Origin of the sequence: Rhizobium sp. CF122, assembly GCF_000282035.1 — a bacterium.
Lineage (GTDB): Bacteria > Pseudomonadota > Alphaproteobacteria > Rhizobiales > Rhizobiaceae > Rhizobium.
The window spans coordinates 35527-49492 of the sequence record NZ_AKKA01000018.1; the positions used below are offsets into that span (position 1 = coordinate 35527).

The following is a 13966-nucleotide window of genomic DNA, read 5'->3' on the forward strand; positions in this document are numbered from 1 at the left end:
TCTAATGTGCTCCACCAGCCGACGCGGCGCCGGGTGGCCCATCGACCAAGGCCCGGAAAGGTGCGGCGTCGGTTCGTAGGACAAGGCGCGTATTGGAGCTGACGATCGAGCCGAGCGTGTCGAGGGAGCGGAGCAGTTCGTAAAGTTCTGGCGCACTTTTATAAGCCGCTCCATAGATCTGTGCCGCTTCGACCCGTGATTTGGCTTCTATATCGGCGGCTTTCACGGTCGCGTCCGCCTGCAGCACTCTCGCGTCGCGTTCAGCTGCTGAGCGGATTTCCGCGGCCTGCCGCTTGCCGATCGCAGCACGCTCGGTGGCGATGGTCTCACGCTCGGCCCGCATGCGGTCGACGGTGGCGCTCAACGTCACCGAAGGTAGGGTCAGGCGCTCGATACCGACATCGACAACCTGCAAGCCGTAGGTATCCAACAATTGCTGTGCGATCTGGGCTTTGAGCTGCGTCTCCAGGGCATCGATCCGGAGCTTGTCCGGATCGGGGTTGATCAGTGACGACAGTTCGAAATTGCTGGCCGTGGTCTCCAGCGACGATCCGAGGAACGTGCGGATTTGTGCCGCTGCCTGGTCCGGCTGGTTCTGAACCGACCGGACGAAGCGCTTGATGGCATCCGGATCGGGCGGGACCTGCCAGATGGCATAGGCCTGCGCGATGATCCGCAGCCCATCCTTAGTTCCGACATCCTGCAGGCCGCTGGACGTCGATTTGGCGCGAAGATCGACGTCGATGGTCTTCTCCAGGGGAATGGGAAGCCGCAAGGCGAGGCCTGGATCGATCAGAACGCGAGCCGGATTGCCAAATCTGGTGATGATGGTTGCGGCTCCCGATCGCACCTGCACGAGGCAGGCGGCGATCAGAATGATGGCCACGACGATTATCGCGACGATCAGGCGGGACGACCGAAATGGCATCGTCTCGTTGTGACCATCGCCGTGAGAATGATGATGGTCGTGAACATGATGGTCTAAGTTCGGATGGGCGTGCGCATCAGTCATGGGCCGGTTTCTTCACTTTGGTATGGAGTGTTAGGCTCAGGCGCTGGCACGGGATCGACCGGCACCGTCATGCTCCGGAGATCGAGGGTCGGAGCGAGATTTCCGCCGATACGGTGATCGAGGACGAGAGCCTTCGAGTGGGATAGTCCCATCGTCAGTTGATTGAAGTACTCCTCTGTCAGAAACGCCTGCCCCGCCTCGTGGAAAGCCGATTGCTCAGCCTGGAAGCGCAGTTTTGCGACCTCTGAAGCCGCTATGCCTTCCGTTGCCGTCGCCGTCGCATTGTCCTGCTGGAGGCTGGCATTCAATTGCGCCTCATTCGTCTGTTCGGCCGCCGTTCCCCGCTCGCGCGCAACCAGCGCCTCCGCGCTGATCTGCGCTGCCTGGACCCCGTGAAAGGCGTTGGCCGCGCCGGCGGGTGGGTGGATGGCCTCGACGACGACCGCCAGGATTTCGATGCCGCTGTTCAGCTCATCCATGTTCTTCTGGACTGCTAAGGCGATATCGTTTGCCAGCGACAACCGGCCTTCGCTGAGGACATCGTTGAGCGTTCTTCTGGCAAAGTCATGGACCAGTACACGGTTTGCGGTACTTTCGATCAAGGCCGGTAGATCGGCGACCCGATAGGCCGCTTTCATCGCCGCCTCATCCGAAAGACCGATGCGGTAGACGAAGCGCACGTCCATGTTGACGATCTGAAAACCTTGTCCGCCGCTGGTGCCGCTCGCGATGACCTGCGATTTCTCGCTGATATGCGAGGCATCCCACAGCCGGTTCGCACTTTCCGGCGCTGGCCCTTCGGCATCGGCCAGCGGTTCGCTGATGCCGTTCGTGCTAACGGAAGTTGCCAGCTCGTGCACGGTGCCGTTCTCGATGGGAATGATACGACCAAACGGCCATGGAAGGCCAATGTGCAGGCCGGAGTGCCGGATGCCCTCGGCCTTGCCGAACCGCTCGTACACGCCCCGGCCGGTCATCGGAATTTCGCGTATGCCGCTCAACAGCCAGCCTAGAAGGAGCGTTCCGAGCATGATGGTCGGAGCCGTCTTTCGAATGAACGAAAAGGCCCAGATCTGCCGAAGGTCGATGCCCTGCTTCGTCCGCAATTCAGATTGGATGCCGATCAAAGGCTGAGGCGGCCACTGAAGAGTGCCTGCGACAAGGCTGGTGGCGATCAATGGTGGCTCGCGGCTGTCGTCTTGCGGGCAAAACATGGCGGCGACCGCACGCAGCAGAAACTCAAGCCCGACAAGGGCAACAAAGCCACCCAATGCCGCCAGGAGTTTGATGGAGAGCCCGGATCCGCGCGCGCTCAGGAACAGGCCGAAGGAAGACAGGACGAGTACGAAAATAGGTAAGCGCGCCAATTGCGAAATCGCGTTCGCCTCGGGCCATTCCTCCGCATCGATCGCGGCAAGCCGCCTCTCCGTCACCAACAGCAGAAAGGCGAAAGCCATACAGACCGCAATGATGAGGAATGTCATCGTTCCGATCGTTATGTTGTCCGCCTTCAGGCTCCAACCGGCATAGACGATCAAACATGCGAAAAGGGAAAGGCTCAAGACTGAGAGCGGGCGGGTGCCGATGCGCGACACGAGCGACTTTCCTGCAACAAAGACACTTTCGCTCAAACGGTCGATGTGGTCCGGCTCTTCGATTTCCTGCAGGGACCACAACGAGGTTAGAAAAGCAACGAGCCATCGCATCGGCCTTCCATGCGGGATGCTGGGGAGACCGGCTTTTTCTTGACGCCATCTGACGACGTCGTAGGCCGATCGCAGCCCAGCACCGAACAGGATAAGTGCAGCCGCGTTATTGCAGAAGAAGGCGACCCAGATTGCGTTCAGGCTGAAGGTATTCGCAATCAGAGCGCAGAGCAAAAACAGGGCCACGAAAATCGAGATGCCGAGGCCGTGACTCGCAAGGTCATGCGCTTGAGCCGCCGCAAGTTGGAATTCTGCTCGGTCTTTGATCTCAGGAAGCTGCTGGATATTGTTGGAATTCGTTTTCGGTATTGCCATACTGTATGCGCTCTTCCGTGGAGCTTTGAAGAAAGGCTTTGTATCTGTCTCGCCAGCACCACAGCCATTTTTGGTGTGGGGATACGTTATTACGTATCATCCTTCTATCTGCAAGACTTTGCCGTGATAAAGGTATTGACGCCGATCTTTGGTTTGCCTGCCTGCGATTGAACATCCCGGTGATGCCCGCGCCTCACGTCCTGCCCCGGCTTTGAGGTCCTGCCGGGCCCACGTTGCCCCGCAACAGCGTTGCCGTCCTCCACTGTCGTTGCGGCCCTATCGGGTGCGGGCCAGCGCTTTCAGCCCGGCTTGCGGACCGCCCTAGCAGGCACCACGCCAGGCTGATCGGCGTCGACGTCAGCACGAAAGAAGCACTGAAGGGTGAGGGCCGCGATCTCGCGCTCGCGATTGAAGACGAATTCAAGGCCGCGGCTCAGAAGGCTGGCCTCGACTACCAATATCACGCGGCACGACCGGAGGCTCATAGCGCAGAGTTTTTTTCCCATTGCGCGGACCTTCTGGTAACGACACAGCATGGAGTTGGGGTAGCCCTGGAAGGATGGCGGAACACGGGGGACAAGGATTTCACCAGCGCGTTGTTCGCCGGCCTCGACCGTGAGAGCGCAGATCTTATCGTCTGCGGCGCCTATGGCCACTCGCCGCTTTTCGAAGATATGTTCGGCGGTGCGACCCGCGATCTGCTGAAAAACGTTTCAATGCCGGTCCTGATGTCGCACTAAATCGCAGCCTTGCGTGTGGGATGGTTGGTCGGCAGCGTGGCAACGGGATTGCTCTATGAACAATCCTGTGTCGCCCTCGTTGTATTTGCCGTAGTTGTGCAGCTCGCGTCCCTGCCGTCTTCGTAATGGCGCAACGACGGGGCCGTAGTGGAGTTTCCACATGACGATCAGGTCTGTTTTTGCAACAGTTTTCATATCAATTGCCAGCGCCGCGAGTGGTGCCGATACAGTGGTGGGAACCTGGAAAACAGAAAACGGCGAGACGTCGGCGATCCACCACTGCGGATCGAATTATTGCATTGTGGCAAAGAGCGGGCGATATGCGGGACAGCAAATCGGTTTCTTCTCAGGTGCGGGCGATACATATACCGGCAGACTCACAGATCCGAGGACAAAAACAACCTATAGCGGCAGGCTCATCGTGTCGGGAAACAGCCTCAAACTTCGGGGCTGTGCAACGAAAGTATTGTGCAAGACACAGACTTGGACCCGCCTGAACTGAGATGGCCAAGCGCGGCGGCCGCGCTCGTGACGCGCGCGCGATCCCGATATTGAGACTGCTAGGGAGCACTTGGCCGATCTTTCAGATTCTAGCGACGATACCGATCGGGAGCGTGCGTTCGAACTCTGGTCAGAAAAGAACAGGCCAGATCACATGTCGGATGACGATCTACGGGAGCTCTTCAACTCTTTGCTCGAATGAGGGAAGTCGCCCAGAGCTAAGTCATTGTTATAGCGGCTGAGGTTAGCAATTGGATTGTTGGCGGTTCATATCCGTTCAAGGCGACCTATCTATCTGTTCCGTCGCGGTCGCCGCTAAGACCCGACCGCCTCACGCGATGACATCGTCGATATCGCCCGGTCGTTGGCGAGGGCAGGGCGGTGAGGGCCGTCGTGTTCGGCTAACCCTCACTGTTCCGCCGCCCGTCTGCCGATCTTTGGTTTGCCTGCCTGCCGTTGAACATCCCGGTGATGCCCGCGCCTCGCGTCCTGCCCCGGCTTTGAGGTCCTGCCGGGCCCACGCTGCCCCGCAACGGCTTTGCCGTCCTCCACTGCCGTTGCGGCCCTATCGGGTGCAGGCCAGCGCTTGCAGCCCGGCTTGCGGACCGCCGTAGCAGGTCGCGATGGTCGCGACCTTAAACGGAGGTTCGAAGATGAGCAGCAAGCCAACCCAGCAACGATCCGATCTTTACAGCCGCACCAGCGACGCAATCAAGTTTCGGGCGGCGTGGTTGTCGCTCTCAGGTGTCATATGGTGCTCCTTCGGTTCGGCGTCCAGAATCCAGTCGATCACGAACAGCGTGCGCTCGATGCGGCCGACCTCTCTTACGGCCGTAGCGAGTTCGTTCTGCCTCGGATAGGAGGCGAGCTTGCGCAATATCTGGCTGGGTGCGACGCTGCCGGCCGCAATGGTGGCGGCGATCCGAAGAATGTCGGGCCAATTGCGTTCGATCAGAGCAACTAAGGCGTGCCCGCGGTGAAAGATAACAATGGCGACGGTTCAAAAGCCATTCCAGCAGAAAAATAGAATAACGCTTCTGTGGCTGTTTGCGGCATCGGTGATGATCGTGATGATCCTGTGCCGCCCGGCTATCAGCGAGAGGTCCCCCGTCCATGATCTCTTTGAAGTATCCGGATTGCTGCTTGTACTGACCGGAGTGTTCGGCCGTCTTTGGTCGATCCTGTACATCGGCAACAAGAAAAACGTCTCGTTGGTGACGACGGGACCGTATTCCGTGACACGAAACCCGCTGTATTTTTTCTCCACGATCGCCGTCACCGGCGCTGGGCTTTTCTATGGGTCGATCGCTCTCGCCGTCGCTCTGTGCGCTGGCTCCTGCATCGTGTTCTACTACACGGCAAAAAGGGAAGAAAACGATCTGCGAAGCTTGTTTGGGGCGCGATACGGGCTATATGCCGAAACCGTGCCGTTCTTCTGGCCGGACTTCAGGCTGTTCAAATCCGAAAAGGAAGTGACATTCTCGACGCGCCCCCTGGCGAGGACCTTTCGAGACGCAATTTTCTTCGTGATGCTCTATCCTGCGCTGGAACTGCTCGAATATTTGCACGTCAATGAACTGACGGTCACCCTGTTTCACCTTCCATAGTCACGTTCTGGTGAGCGGATGCCTCTTGCTCCACGATACCACACTGCTCTGCAGGACCCGCGCTTGCTCTGCGACCGGATGCGTATCCGGCTCGGAAAATCGTCTTGGCGACGCTTACATCGACCCGGCTTCCGAAGTTCGGTCCTTGGGCGATCCACCATTTCCTGAAGGTCGTCTCGAAACTCGGCTTGGATGGCCTGCTAGCTCGGTCCAGCACATCAAAGCTCCCGTTCGAATTTGGGTATCCATCCACGGGTCATGCCGCGGCTCATCGCGGCTTCGGCCAATGCCAGCTGCATACGAAGATGTTTGATATCTCCAAGAAGAGTGGCGATGGTTGCCTTGGCATCCTTGTCATGGAAGGCGAGGGCGGCTTCGACCTCGAAATCTGTGTCCAATTGTTTCGTGGGCTTAGTCGACATGACCTGCTTCTCTAACGAGTGCATGGAAGGCCCGCATAACGTCGTCGACGTCTCCGGCGCATTCGAACCAGATCGGGGAGCGCATTACGACTTGAGACCCGATCGCGCCGTAGTAGCCACAGGCCCTGCGGGTGGGCGGATCAAACGCGATATCGAAATAGCCGAGAGGGCCTCCGGAGTTCATCTCGTAGACGTCAGCCGAGTGGAGGCACCAAGACCTATGGTTTGGCATCATGATTATGACCGCTATCAGCAGGGGATGGATTTCAGCCATCGTTGCTTTCGTCGGCGTCGTCCAATAAACGCCAGAGTATTCCTCCGGGCGCGCCCCTGCGATCGGCATATTCTTCATAGCCGTCTTTCCTCTTCAAATAATGGATGTTCCCATTATGTTCCCTTTTGTCGCAGAGTCAACATTCGGGTAGAAGGGCGCAGCGGAAACGCATCTCAGGTCTCACCAAATGGAGAATTTCGTTTCCTGGCTCCGCCAGTCGGCAATCCGATGGATGATTGTGACAGCGTGTTTAGCCGCCGTCGCAGATCACGCGTGTGGCGCGAATTTGGAGCGGGGAGCGAGGCTTTTCAAAGCCTGCGTAAGCTGCCACGTCGTCGATAACGAGCGCAGCACTTTCAGTCCGTCACTCAAGGGCGTCGTCGGAAGGAAAGCCGGCAGTCTCCAAGGTTACAACTATTCTCCGGCGATGCGAAAGGCCGGAGAGGAAGGCTTGGTCTGGATAGCCAAGGACCTGTCCGAATTCCTTTCAAAGCCAAGCAGGAAGCTACCTGGAACGACGATGCGGTTTTCGGGCTTGTGGGGCATCGAAATCGATGACTTGGTCAGTTATCTCGAGGCAAATCCATAGAGCGGGAGAGTGATTGGACGCACCCGGTGAATCAGCTTCGGATTCCACCGATTAGTGAAGGCGATTGCTTTCGAAAGATGCGCGAGGTGAGAATGTTCGGCTTTTTTAAGCGAAAGAAACACGCGCCGTTTTCACCAGAAGTCCAGTTGCTTTGGGCCGAAGTAGAGAAATTCCGCATCCGTTATCGAGGGAACGAGGCCTCTGATGAAAAGGCCTTCGATACCATTGAGCACGAGATTTTTAGACGACTGACTACTCAGGGTACTTTCGCAATAGACCTGATATTGAAGAGCGGTTGGTCTGCGGCCGATGCGACAAGCATGATGATCGCCGAATATGTTTCCGCCGAAATCCTGTCCGGGCAGATGCACAGCGCCCACGGCATCCTCAATGACATGGGCAAGGCCTACCTCAAGCTGTTCAAAGTGTGCACCGAGAGGATGATAAGTTCTGGTCGTATGCCCGCGGGAGAAGGCCATGACGGGATTCGAGCGTTCGAAGAAGAGATAGCTGCTATTGGATAGCGAGCCACCGAGCTAGGGATTCATCGCGCGCCGGCCCTGGAACCGGCGCGCGGGCGATCCTTGTCAGGCTGACTCGAGATTGATGTTGATTGCTTTCGGCCCTTTTCCCCTTCGGTCTGGTTCGGTATCGAACGATACTTTCTGGCCCTCCCGCAGGTCGGTGACGCCGGAAGCCTGCAGCGCTGTTATATGGACGAAGATATCACTTCCACCGCCGTTCGGCGTGATGAAACCGAAACCTTTTTCGGCATTGAAGAACTTTACCGTACCCGAAGCCATTTCACTCTCGAGTGGGCTAATGCTCGTCTCGACGCGGCAGCGCGAGCCAATATGACATTGGTCCGCTCTGATCCGGCACTCCGCAGAACCTACAGCGTGGGCCCCGATAAAATTCGACCGAGTGTCCGGTTGAAGGAATCACCGGGCTCTGCCACGATCTCTACGTTCCGTTGAGTTCGGATCGAGTCGTCAATGTTGTGCGCGGAGCGCGACGACTGCGAATGATCCTGTCTAAGCCAAACCGAAGAGGGAAAAGCGATGACAGCTGCCGAGAGAAGACCAGCCCCCCAGTATGACGCCGTGGAACAAGCGATTGCATGGCATTCGGGTGATTTGAGAGCTACGATTTCCACGTTGATCGAAGACTGCAGGCACCTAAGAGATCAACTCGATACCGCTCAGAAATGCATGAGCAGAGGCCTGACGCGAGGTTGGTTTCCCAGTCCGGAGCGCTAAGGCAAATGCGGCGGGTATTCGCAGGTCGCAGGGCAGGTGCTCCATTCCCGCTGTTCTTTAGCTGGCGCTAATCGTCTATATCACCGCGGCCAGAATCGAAGGAACACGATGACAAAGAAGCTGAACTCGTTGGAAGCGACAAGAGATTGCGTTTCGACTGCTCGTCCGTTCAAGGGAGCTTTTATGTACGTTGCTGTTGCCGCCGTTGCGGTGATGGCATGGGCGGTGACGGAAACGCACAAAGCGCCGGCAAGAACGGGCGAGCACGTAGCAACAGTTATTCACTGAGGAATATCAAAAGACGGGATTTCGGCCCGGAGCGATCTGCTCGGGGAGCGAAGAAGATCGCGGAAAAACTTCGCGATCCTGCCTTCGCGGCTGGCATCTTCGGCTTCCCAGCCGAATTTCCAAGCGTCGTGACGCGCTATCCAATCACCAAGCGCAATTGCGTCACTCGGCAGACGTTCCGGTTTTAGGTATGGATTTTGGTGTGCCTTGAGACCTAGAATGCGGGCCCAGGAGCCGGCCTCCTGCAGGTCCATCAACTCTTCTATTGTCATCCAATACTCCCTACGCCCCGCAAGTACGCTACTTGCTGGATCAATGGTTTGCTAAAGTAGAAATCGTCGCTATGGGCGTTCGGCGGCGGCGACACTTCCCGGATGTTTCCTAAACTAGACCGCTTTCGCAAGTCGTTTCCTTGCTGGTCTTTGCTGGTCGACGTCCGGAAAGGAGCTAGTGGGTCTCAGTGCGATCCATCCAATGCGCTCTCGCCATCGAGCCTTATCCCGAAAAGACCTCACACCCATGCCAGTTCCCGGAGGAACTCGTCGATAGATTGGTAAAGGCTTACACGGCACCCGGCCATACGGTCCTCGACCCTATTTCGGGGTCGGGCACCGTCGGCGCGTCCTGTAACAGGCTTGGACGGAATTCAATCCTGATTGAGCAACAGCTTAACTACGTCGAGATCGCGCGCGCAAGGCTGCTGCCGCTAGGACTACGTGTCGCGAGCCGGATGTCACTGCGTAAAATCCGGCAGAACGTCTTTGTTTAATGCTTGTCAGGTGTCTCTACTCGGAGACATGGTCGGTATGTGGCAGTCCTAATTTCCGGGGAGACCGGTTCCGGTGGCCTTGATGGATTGTAGTTGAGGCGAGGCAGATCGGGGGCGCTTCTATCGAATTCAGCGAAAATGTGAGAATATTTGCTCTGGCAATTTTGTACCGCAGGAGCGAGCACTTCAGTGGATCGAAAGCTTGCAGCCATCCTCTCCACAGACGTTGCCGGCTTCAGCCGCCTTGCGGCGCTGGATGAGGAGGGCACGGTTCGCGCGCTCGGCTTGTGCCACGATCGGATTGCTGCGTTGGTTCGCGAGCACGGCGGTCGTATATTTGGCAGCGCGGGTGACGGACTTGTTGCGGAATTCCCGAGTGCTGTTCAGGCCGTCCGTTGCGCGGTTGAGATCCAACGTCAACTTCCCGGCCTTTTGGAAGACCTCCCACGAGATCGTCGCCTGGAGTTCCGGATCGGCGTGAATCTAGGCGATGTGGTGGTGTCAGGCGACGATCTTTTGGGAGATGGCGTCAATATAGCGGCTCGCTTGCAGGAAATGGCCGCCCCCACAGGCATTTGCATATCCGGATCAGTGCGCGAGCATCTGGATGGAAAGGTCCCGTTCACGCTGACCAGCCTTGGCGAACGGGCTTTGAAGAACATCCCGCGGCCAATCTGGGTCTTTCGGGTCGACTGGTCGCGAGATATGCCTGATCAGGGCGGTGATGGGCCTGCACCCTTGCTCGCGAAGCGGTTCGGGAAAGATCAGCCGTCGATCGTGGTTATGCCCTTCGACAACCTGAGTGGTCCCAGCGATGAGTATTTCGTTGACGGAATGGTGGAGGAGATCACCGCGGCCTTGTCCCGCGTTCGAGACTTTTTCGTGATCGCGCGTCAGTCCGCGTTCACGTACAAGGGGCGTTTCGTCGATGTGCGTGACGTTGCCAGGGAACTCGGCGTCACTTACGTGGTCGAAGGGACTGTCCGCCGGGGAGGGGATCGGCTTCGCATTTCCGTCCAATTGGTCGACGCCGAGCGGCGGACTCAGCTTTGGTCGGAGCGTTATGAGGGCGCGACCAAGGATCTCTTCGAGTTCCAGGACAGGATCGCGGCGCAGGTCGCGGGCGCAATACATCCGGCGATCCGCAGCGCAGAAATCGAGCTGTCGAAGCGCAAGCCGCCAAGCAGTCTCCGGGCATACGACTTTGTCATGCGCGCCTACCCATACCTCTGGGGCCACAATAAGGACGCCATCAAACTGGCAATTTCATTGCTGCAAAGTGCCATTGCCATTGACCCGGCTTACGGCCGAGCCCACGCATTCCTGGCGTGGTGCCACGCCCAGAACGTCGGATATATTTGGACCGAGGAGCCGGAACGGGAACTGGAACTCGCAATGAGCGCCGTCGAGGCTGCAACGCCGTCGATTGACGACGATCCGACTGCTTTGACTGCGGTCGGGGGCGCATTAAGCCACTGCGGCGATCAGGAGCGAGCGGCGGCCTTCCTGCAAAGAGCGCTGGCACTCGATCCAAACAGCTCATGGGCGTGGGCCAGGTTTGGCTGGGTTGCAAGCTACAAAGGCGAGCCCGATCGCTCCAGGGAGCGGTTCGAGCGAGCGATGACGCTTAGTCCGGCGGACCCGCTAGCCTTCAACATGAGAATGGGGTTCGCTCTCTCGTTGGCCTTGGCAGGCTCCCTTTCCGAGGCAGTGTCCATTGCCCGTGAGGTGGTCAACAGACGTCCAGAGGTGACCTGGCCCTACCGGATGATGACTGCCTGGTCGGCCATGGCTGGCGACCATGAAACGGCCCGATGGGCCGCAAAGAGGCTGTTGGCAGCTGAGCCGGACTTTACGATCGAGCGTTACATGACCCGTCCTGTGTTTCGGGACGTACCGGGATGGGCAGATGAGATGACTAACGGCTTGCGGCAAGCAGGATTGCCGGAGCGCTGACGCCAGTCTAGTGACTTGCCTTCGAAAGCATTGTTACCACAGCCCGTTCAGTTGGCCGTTACGCCATGGAAATGTTAGACCGTGCCTGCAAAACTGACAGGTCCGGAAATGAACATCATACTCCTCCCTGGTTTCATGACAGATGCATCCCTTTGGGATGACCTCCTCCCGACATTGCAGGCCATCGCGCGCGTGAAAGCAGTCGATCTCAGCGGCACGACTACCATGGCTGAAATGGCAGACCTAGTCCTTGCCGAGGGGCCGGACACATTCGTCCTGATCGGCTTCTCAATGGGCGGTTATGTTGCGCGCGAAGTGGTGCGCAAGTCGCCGGAACGGGTCACGGCTCTGATATTGATAGCAACATCTGCCAGAGGTGACACGGACGAGCAGGCGAAAGGCAAGAAGCTCTCGGTCAAATTGGTCGATCCTGAGCGCTTCCATGGTCTGAGCCGAGGTGCCATCATTAGCTCGTTGCACCAAAGCCGCTCTTCGGACGAGGCGATGATCCAAAGAGTACGCACCATGAGCGAGCATGTTGGCGCGGATGTTTTCATTCGTCATGCCAACGAAGCGAGAGGCGGGGATTTGGAGAGGTTGCACGCCATAACGTGTCCAAGTCTCGTCATCGCCGCTGATGGCGATCGACTACGCACCCTCGATGAGGCTCGCGAACTGGTTCACGGCATTGTCGGTTCTAGCCTTATCGTGATTGAAGGATCGGGACACATGATACCGATCGAGCAGCCTCAAGCGTTGACCGGTGCGATCATACCTTGGCTTGAGAAGGTGAAGGACCGCGCGCCCCGCTAGCCGTGCGAACTGGCAACGGCGTTCGAACCCAGCTGGCCAGCGGACCGAGGCGATTAATGCCTTGCGAGGACACCTCGCCGAGTTTGGGATCATTGCTCCACAAGGCGTGGCCAACCTGTCTCGCCTTGCTGCCGTCCTTGAGGAGGCGGATAGTGATCTTCCCGATCTTGCGCAGGATTTGGGCCGGTTGTATCTGGACCGCATTGCCCACCTTACAGCTATGATCGAACAATTGATGGCAAAGATCAAAGAGGTCAGTCGTGCCAGCGGCACGGCACGGCTCCTGCGAACAATGCCAGGCATCGGGCCGATTTGTGCAATGGCAGTTGAGACCTTCGCCCCGGCGATGGATACGTTCGAAAGTGGGCGGGATTTTTCCGCCTGTCTTGGTCTCACGCCGCGCCAGCATTCGAGCGGAGGAAAGCAACGGCTCGGACGAACGTCGAAAATGGGGCAGCGTGATATCCGACGGCTGTTGATCGTCGGCGCCATGAGCGTCATCGCCAGCATGCAGCGATATAAGCGTCGGGCGGGGAGCTGGCTGCAGGACAAGCTCAATAGAAAGCCTCGCATCGTCGTAGCGATCGCGCTGGCCAATAAAATGGCCCGCCGCATTTGGGCAATGTTGACCAAGGGAGAAGCCTACAGTGTTCCGGCGTTAGCTTAAGAAATAGATGGCACCCTACTGCGGGTCATCTGAATGTGAGAAGTGCATAGAAGGTTATGGAAATCGATCGACGGTTCAAATGACGAGCCAGGAAGCATGTCCAATGGCGCGAGCTGAACATCGATTTCGAGATTATCCCGTCGATGGAGACGGCTGCCGGAAATCATGTCCCGATGGACCGTTCTAAGGCTTCTAGTAAAGTGTCCTCTCGTATTCACGGGCCAATACCTTTCGCGCCCGTTCAACCTCGGATCGCGCGACGCACCCCTCGGCATGATCGTTGACCAAGCCCATCGCCTGCATGAAGGCATAGACCGTGGTGGGGCCAACGAATTTCCAGCCACGTTTGCGCGGCTCCTTGGAGAGCCTCTCGGATGCTGGCGTGGTTGATCGGCTTTGGGGCAGTGTGTCGCCGTTATTTGCCTCGAACCGCCAGAAGAACGCAGACAGCGAGCCTTGGGCCTCAGCCAGTTCGCAGGCGCGGCGGGCGTTGTTAGTGACGGCCTCGATTTTCCCGCGATGGCGGACGATCCCGCTATCAGCCAGCAGCCGCGCTACATCAGCCTCATCGAATAGCGCCATCTTGCGGAAATCGAAGCCATCGAAAGCAGCCCGAAAATTCTCGCGCTTGGCAAGGATGGTGCGCCAGCTCAAGCCCGACTGAAAGCTTTCGAGGCAAAGCTTTTCAAACAGCCGTATGTCGTCTGTAACGGGAAAGCCCCATTCGTGATCATGATAGGCGAAGAGCTCAGGCGCAGCCGCACACCAGCGGCAGCGCGGGCGACCATCCGGGCGAGGGACGGTCGTGCTCATGTCGCCGCGTTCAGAAAATCCAAGGCCGAAACGGTGCGCTTGGCGGCGGGCCCGATAAAGGTTTCGATTCGCTGGCCAGGAACGACGGGCGAAAGGGGCAGGCGCGGCGAAAGCCCTGTGTCCGACCTGAGAGATAGGTGACGTTTCGTACCGGAGACATGGGTAACAGTTTTCGCTTTTTGCGGGAGGTGTTGATGCCGTGGAAAGAGACTTCGGTGATGGAGGAACGTCTACG

General features: G+C 57.9%; 17 protein-coding genes and 2 pseudogenes. 11 read left to right on the forward strand and 8 right to left on the reverse strand.

The window, feature by feature from the left end:
* Window position 1: 1 nt before the first annotated feature.
* Together hflC and hflK are read right to left on the reverse strand one after the other, a co-directional pair.
* Complete coding sequence (gene hflC / locus PMI09_RS04475) at window positions 2–1012, reverse strand: protease modulator HflC (protein ID WP_007789312.1); 1011 nt, start codon at window positions 1010–1012, stop codon at window positions 2–4.
* Window positions 1009–2718, reverse strand: a complete 1710-nt coding sequence (hflK, locus tag PMI09_RS04480; protein WP_244423723.1) for a protease modulator HflK — start codon at window positions 2716–2718, stop codon at window positions 1009–1011. Before hflK ends, hflC begins: the two co-directional genes overlap by 4 nt.
* A 39-nt stretch (window positions 2719–2757) precedes the next feature.
* Here hflK and PMI09_RS32035 point away from each other — a divergent pair, with 39 nt between their 5' ends.
* The 3 genes from PMI09_RS32035 to PMI09_RS30045 all read left to right on the forward strand — a co-directional run bounded on the left by PMI09_RS32035 (window position 2758) and on the right by PMI09_RS30045 (window position 4275).
* Window positions 2758–3204 (forward strand): hypothetical protein, encoded by a 447-nt coding sequence (locus PMI09_RS32035; protein WP_244423724.1) that lies wholly within the window; start codon window positions 2758–2760, stop codon window positions 3202–3204.
* Window positions 3205–3266: 62 nt separating this feature from the next.
* Window positions 3267–3773: a universal stress protein gene (locus PMI09_RS30040; RefSeq protein WP_007789315.1), complete on the forward strand. Its 507-nt coding sequence runs from the start codon at window positions 3267–3269 to the stop codon at window positions 3771–3773.
* A 160-nt stretch (window positions 3774–3933) separates the two neighbouring features.
* Complete coding sequence (locus PMI09_RS30045) at window positions 3934–4275, forward strand: DUF2147 domain-containing protein (RefSeq protein ID WP_007789316.1); 342 nt, start codon at window positions 3934–3936, stop codon at window positions 4273–4275.
* Window positions 4276–5043: 768 nt separating this feature from the next.
* Here PMI09_RS30045 and PMI09_RS30050 read toward each other — a convergent pair.
* Window positions 5044–5229, reverse strand: a pseudogene (locus PMI09_RS30050) (Tn3 family transposase); the annotation flags it as partial.
* A gap of 34 nt (window positions 5230–5263) precedes the next feature.
* Between PMI09_RS30050 and PMI09_RS04495 the strand changes: the two are divergent.
* On the forward strand, window positions 5264–5881 hold the full coding sequence (locus tag PMI09_RS04495) for a methyltransferase family protein (RefSeq protein WP_007789318.1): 618 nt from the start codon (window positions 5264–5266) through the stop codon (window positions 5879–5881).
* 218 nt (window positions 5882–6099) lie between these two features.
* Here the strand turns inward: PMI09_RS04495 and PMI09_RS04500 are convergent, their stop codons facing one another.
* Together PMI09_RS04500 and PMI09_RS04505 are read right to left on the reverse strand one after the other, a co-directional pair.
* A complete protein-coding gene (locus PMI09_RS04500) occupies window positions 6100–6303 on the reverse strand; it encodes a hypothetical protein (RefSeq protein ID WP_007789319.1) in 204 nt (67 codons plus the stop codon).
* Window positions 6293–6655 carry a hypothetical protein gene (locus PMI09_RS04505; RefSeq protein ID WP_007789322.1) on the reverse strand — a complete coding sequence of 121 codons (363 nt, stop codon included), beginning with the start codon at window positions 6653–6655 and terminating at the stop codon, window positions 6293–6295. Before PMI09_RS04505 ends, PMI09_RS04500 begins: the two co-directional genes overlap by 11 nt.
* A 154-nt stretch (window positions 6656–6809) precedes the next feature.
* Here PMI09_RS04505 and PMI09_RS04510 point away from each other — a divergent pair, with 154 nt between their 5' ends.
* Window positions 6810–7166 (forward strand): c-type cytochrome, encoded by a 357-nt coding sequence (locus PMI09_RS04510; protein WP_157213344.1) that lies wholly within the window; start codon window positions 6810–6812, stop codon window positions 7164–7166.
* A 92-nt stretch (window positions 7167–7258) separates the two neighbouring features.
* Complete coding sequence (locus PMI09_RS04515; protein ID WP_007789325.1) at window positions 7259–7690, forward strand: hypothetical protein; 432 nt, start codon at window positions 7259–7261, stop codon at window positions 7688–7690.
* Between the two features lie 63 nt (window positions 7691–7753).
* Here the strand turns inward: PMI09_RS04515 and PMI09_RS04520 are convergent, their stop codons facing one another.
* Window positions 7754–7969, reverse strand: a complete 216-nt coding sequence (locus PMI09_RS04520; protein WP_007789326.1) for a cold-shock protein — start codon at window positions 7967–7969, stop codon at window positions 7754–7756.
* A gap of 564 nt (window positions 7970–8533) precedes the next feature.
* Here PMI09_RS04520 and PMI09_RS31215 point away from each other — a divergent pair.
* Window positions 8534–8713, forward strand: a complete 180-nt coding sequence (locus tag PMI09_RS31215; protein WP_007789327.1) for a hypothetical protein — start codon at window positions 8534–8536, stop codon at window positions 8711–8713.
* Here the strand turns inward: PMI09_RS31215 and PMI09_RS04525 are convergent.
* Window positions 8707–8985, reverse strand: a complete 279-nt coding sequence (locus tag PMI09_RS04525; protein ID WP_007789328.1) for a CrpP-related protein — start codon at window positions 8983–8985, stop codon at window positions 8707–8709. The genes PMI09_RS31215 and PMI09_RS04525 overlap by 7 nt on opposite strands.
* 188 nt (window positions 8986–9173) lie before the next feature.
* Here PMI09_RS04525 and PMI09_RS29685 point away from each other — a divergent pair, with 188 nt between their 5' ends.
* The 4 genes and pseudogenes from PMI09_RS29685 to PMI09_RS04545 form a co-directional block, all read left to right on the forward strand.
* On the forward strand, window positions 9174–9482 hold the full coding sequence (locus PMI09_RS29685; protein ID WP_052026509.1) for a site-specific DNA-methyltransferase: 309 nt from the start codon (window positions 9174–9176) through the stop codon (window positions 9480–9482).
* Between the two features lie 189 nt (window positions 9483–9671).
* Window positions 9672–11438 carry an adenylate/guanylate cyclase domain-containing protein gene (locus PMI09_RS04535; RefSeq protein ID WP_007789329.1) on the forward strand — a complete coding sequence of 589 codons (1767 nt, stop codon included), beginning with the start codon at window positions 9672–9674 and terminating at the stop codon, window positions 11436–11438.
* Between the two features lie 108 nt (window positions 11439–11546).
* The gene (locus tag PMI09_RS04540) at window positions 11547–12251 is read left to right on the forward strand and encodes an alpha/beta fold hydrolase (protein ID WP_007789330.1); all 705 of its coding nucleotides are present in this window, start codon (window positions 11547–11549) and stop codon (window positions 12249–12251) included.
* 13 nt (window positions 12252–12264) lie between these two features.
* Window positions 12265–12918: pseudogene (locus tag PMI09_RS04545) on the forward strand (IS110 family transposase); the annotation flags it as partial.
* 192 nt (window positions 12919–13110) lie between these two features.
* On the opposite strand, the gene PMI09_RS04550 reads toward PMI09_RS04545, so the two are convergent.
* Window positions 13111–13731 (reverse strand): DNA-3-methyladenine glycosylase I, encoded by a 621-nt coding sequence (locus PMI09_RS04550; RefSeq protein ID WP_007789332.1) that lies wholly within the window; start codon window positions 13729–13731, stop codon window positions 13111–13113.
* Window positions 13732–13966 lie beyond the last annotated feature (235 nt).

Bases quoted from the DNA above. Each gene is read 5' to 3' on its own strand.
- hflC (WP_007789312.1), bottom strand. From the start codon at position 1,012: ATGACTGATGCGCACGCCCATCCGAACTTAGACCATCATGTTCACGAC.
- hflK (WP_244423723.1), bottom strand. From the start codon at position 2,718: ATGCGATGGCTCGTTGCTTTTCTAACCTCGTTGTGGTCCCTGCAGGAA.
- PMI09_RS30045 (WP_007789316.1), top strand. From the start codon at position 3,934: ATGACGATCAGGTCTGTTTTTGCAACAGTTTTCATATCAATTGCCAGC.
- PMI09_RS04495 (WP_007789318.1), top strand. From the start codon at position 5,264: ATGGCGACGGTTCAAAAGCCATTCCAGCAGAAAAATAGAATAACGCTT.
- PMI09_RS04500 (WP_007789319.1), bottom strand. From the start codon at position 6,303: ATGTCGACTAAGCCCACGAAACAATTGGACACAGATTTCGAGGTCGAA.
- PMI09_RS04505 (WP_007789322.1), bottom strand. From the start codon at position 6,655: ATGAAGAATATGCCGATCGCAGGGGCGCGCCCGGAGGAATACTCTGGC.
- PMI09_RS04510 (WP_157213344.1), top strand. From the start codon at position 6,810: ATGATTGTGACAGCGTGTTTAGCCGCCGTCGCAGATCACGCGTGTGGC.
- PMI09_RS04515 (WP_007789325.1), top strand. From the start codon at position 7,259: ATGTTCGGCTTTTTTAAGCGAAAGAAACACGCGCCGTTTTCACCAGAA.
- PMI09_RS04520 (WP_007789326.1), bottom strand. From the start codon at position 7,969: ATGGCTTCGGGTACGGTAAAGTTCTTCAATGCCGAAAAAGGTTTCGGT.
- PMI09_RS31215 (WP_007789327.1), top strand. From the start codon at position 8,534: ATGACAAAGAAGCTGAACTCGTTGGAAGCGACAAGAGATTGCGTTTCG.
- PMI09_RS04525 (WP_007789328.1), bottom strand. From the start codon at position 8,985: ATGACAATAGAAGAGTTGATGGACCTGCAGGAGGCCGGCTCCTGGGCC.
- PMI09_RS04540 (WP_007789330.1), top strand. From the start codon at position 11,547: ATGAACATCATACTCCTCCCTGGTTTCATGACAGATGCATCCCTTTGG.
- PMI09_RS04550 (WP_007789332.1), bottom strand. From the start codon at position 13,731: ATGAGCACGACCGTCCCTCGCCCGGATGGTCGCCCGCGCTGCCGCTGG.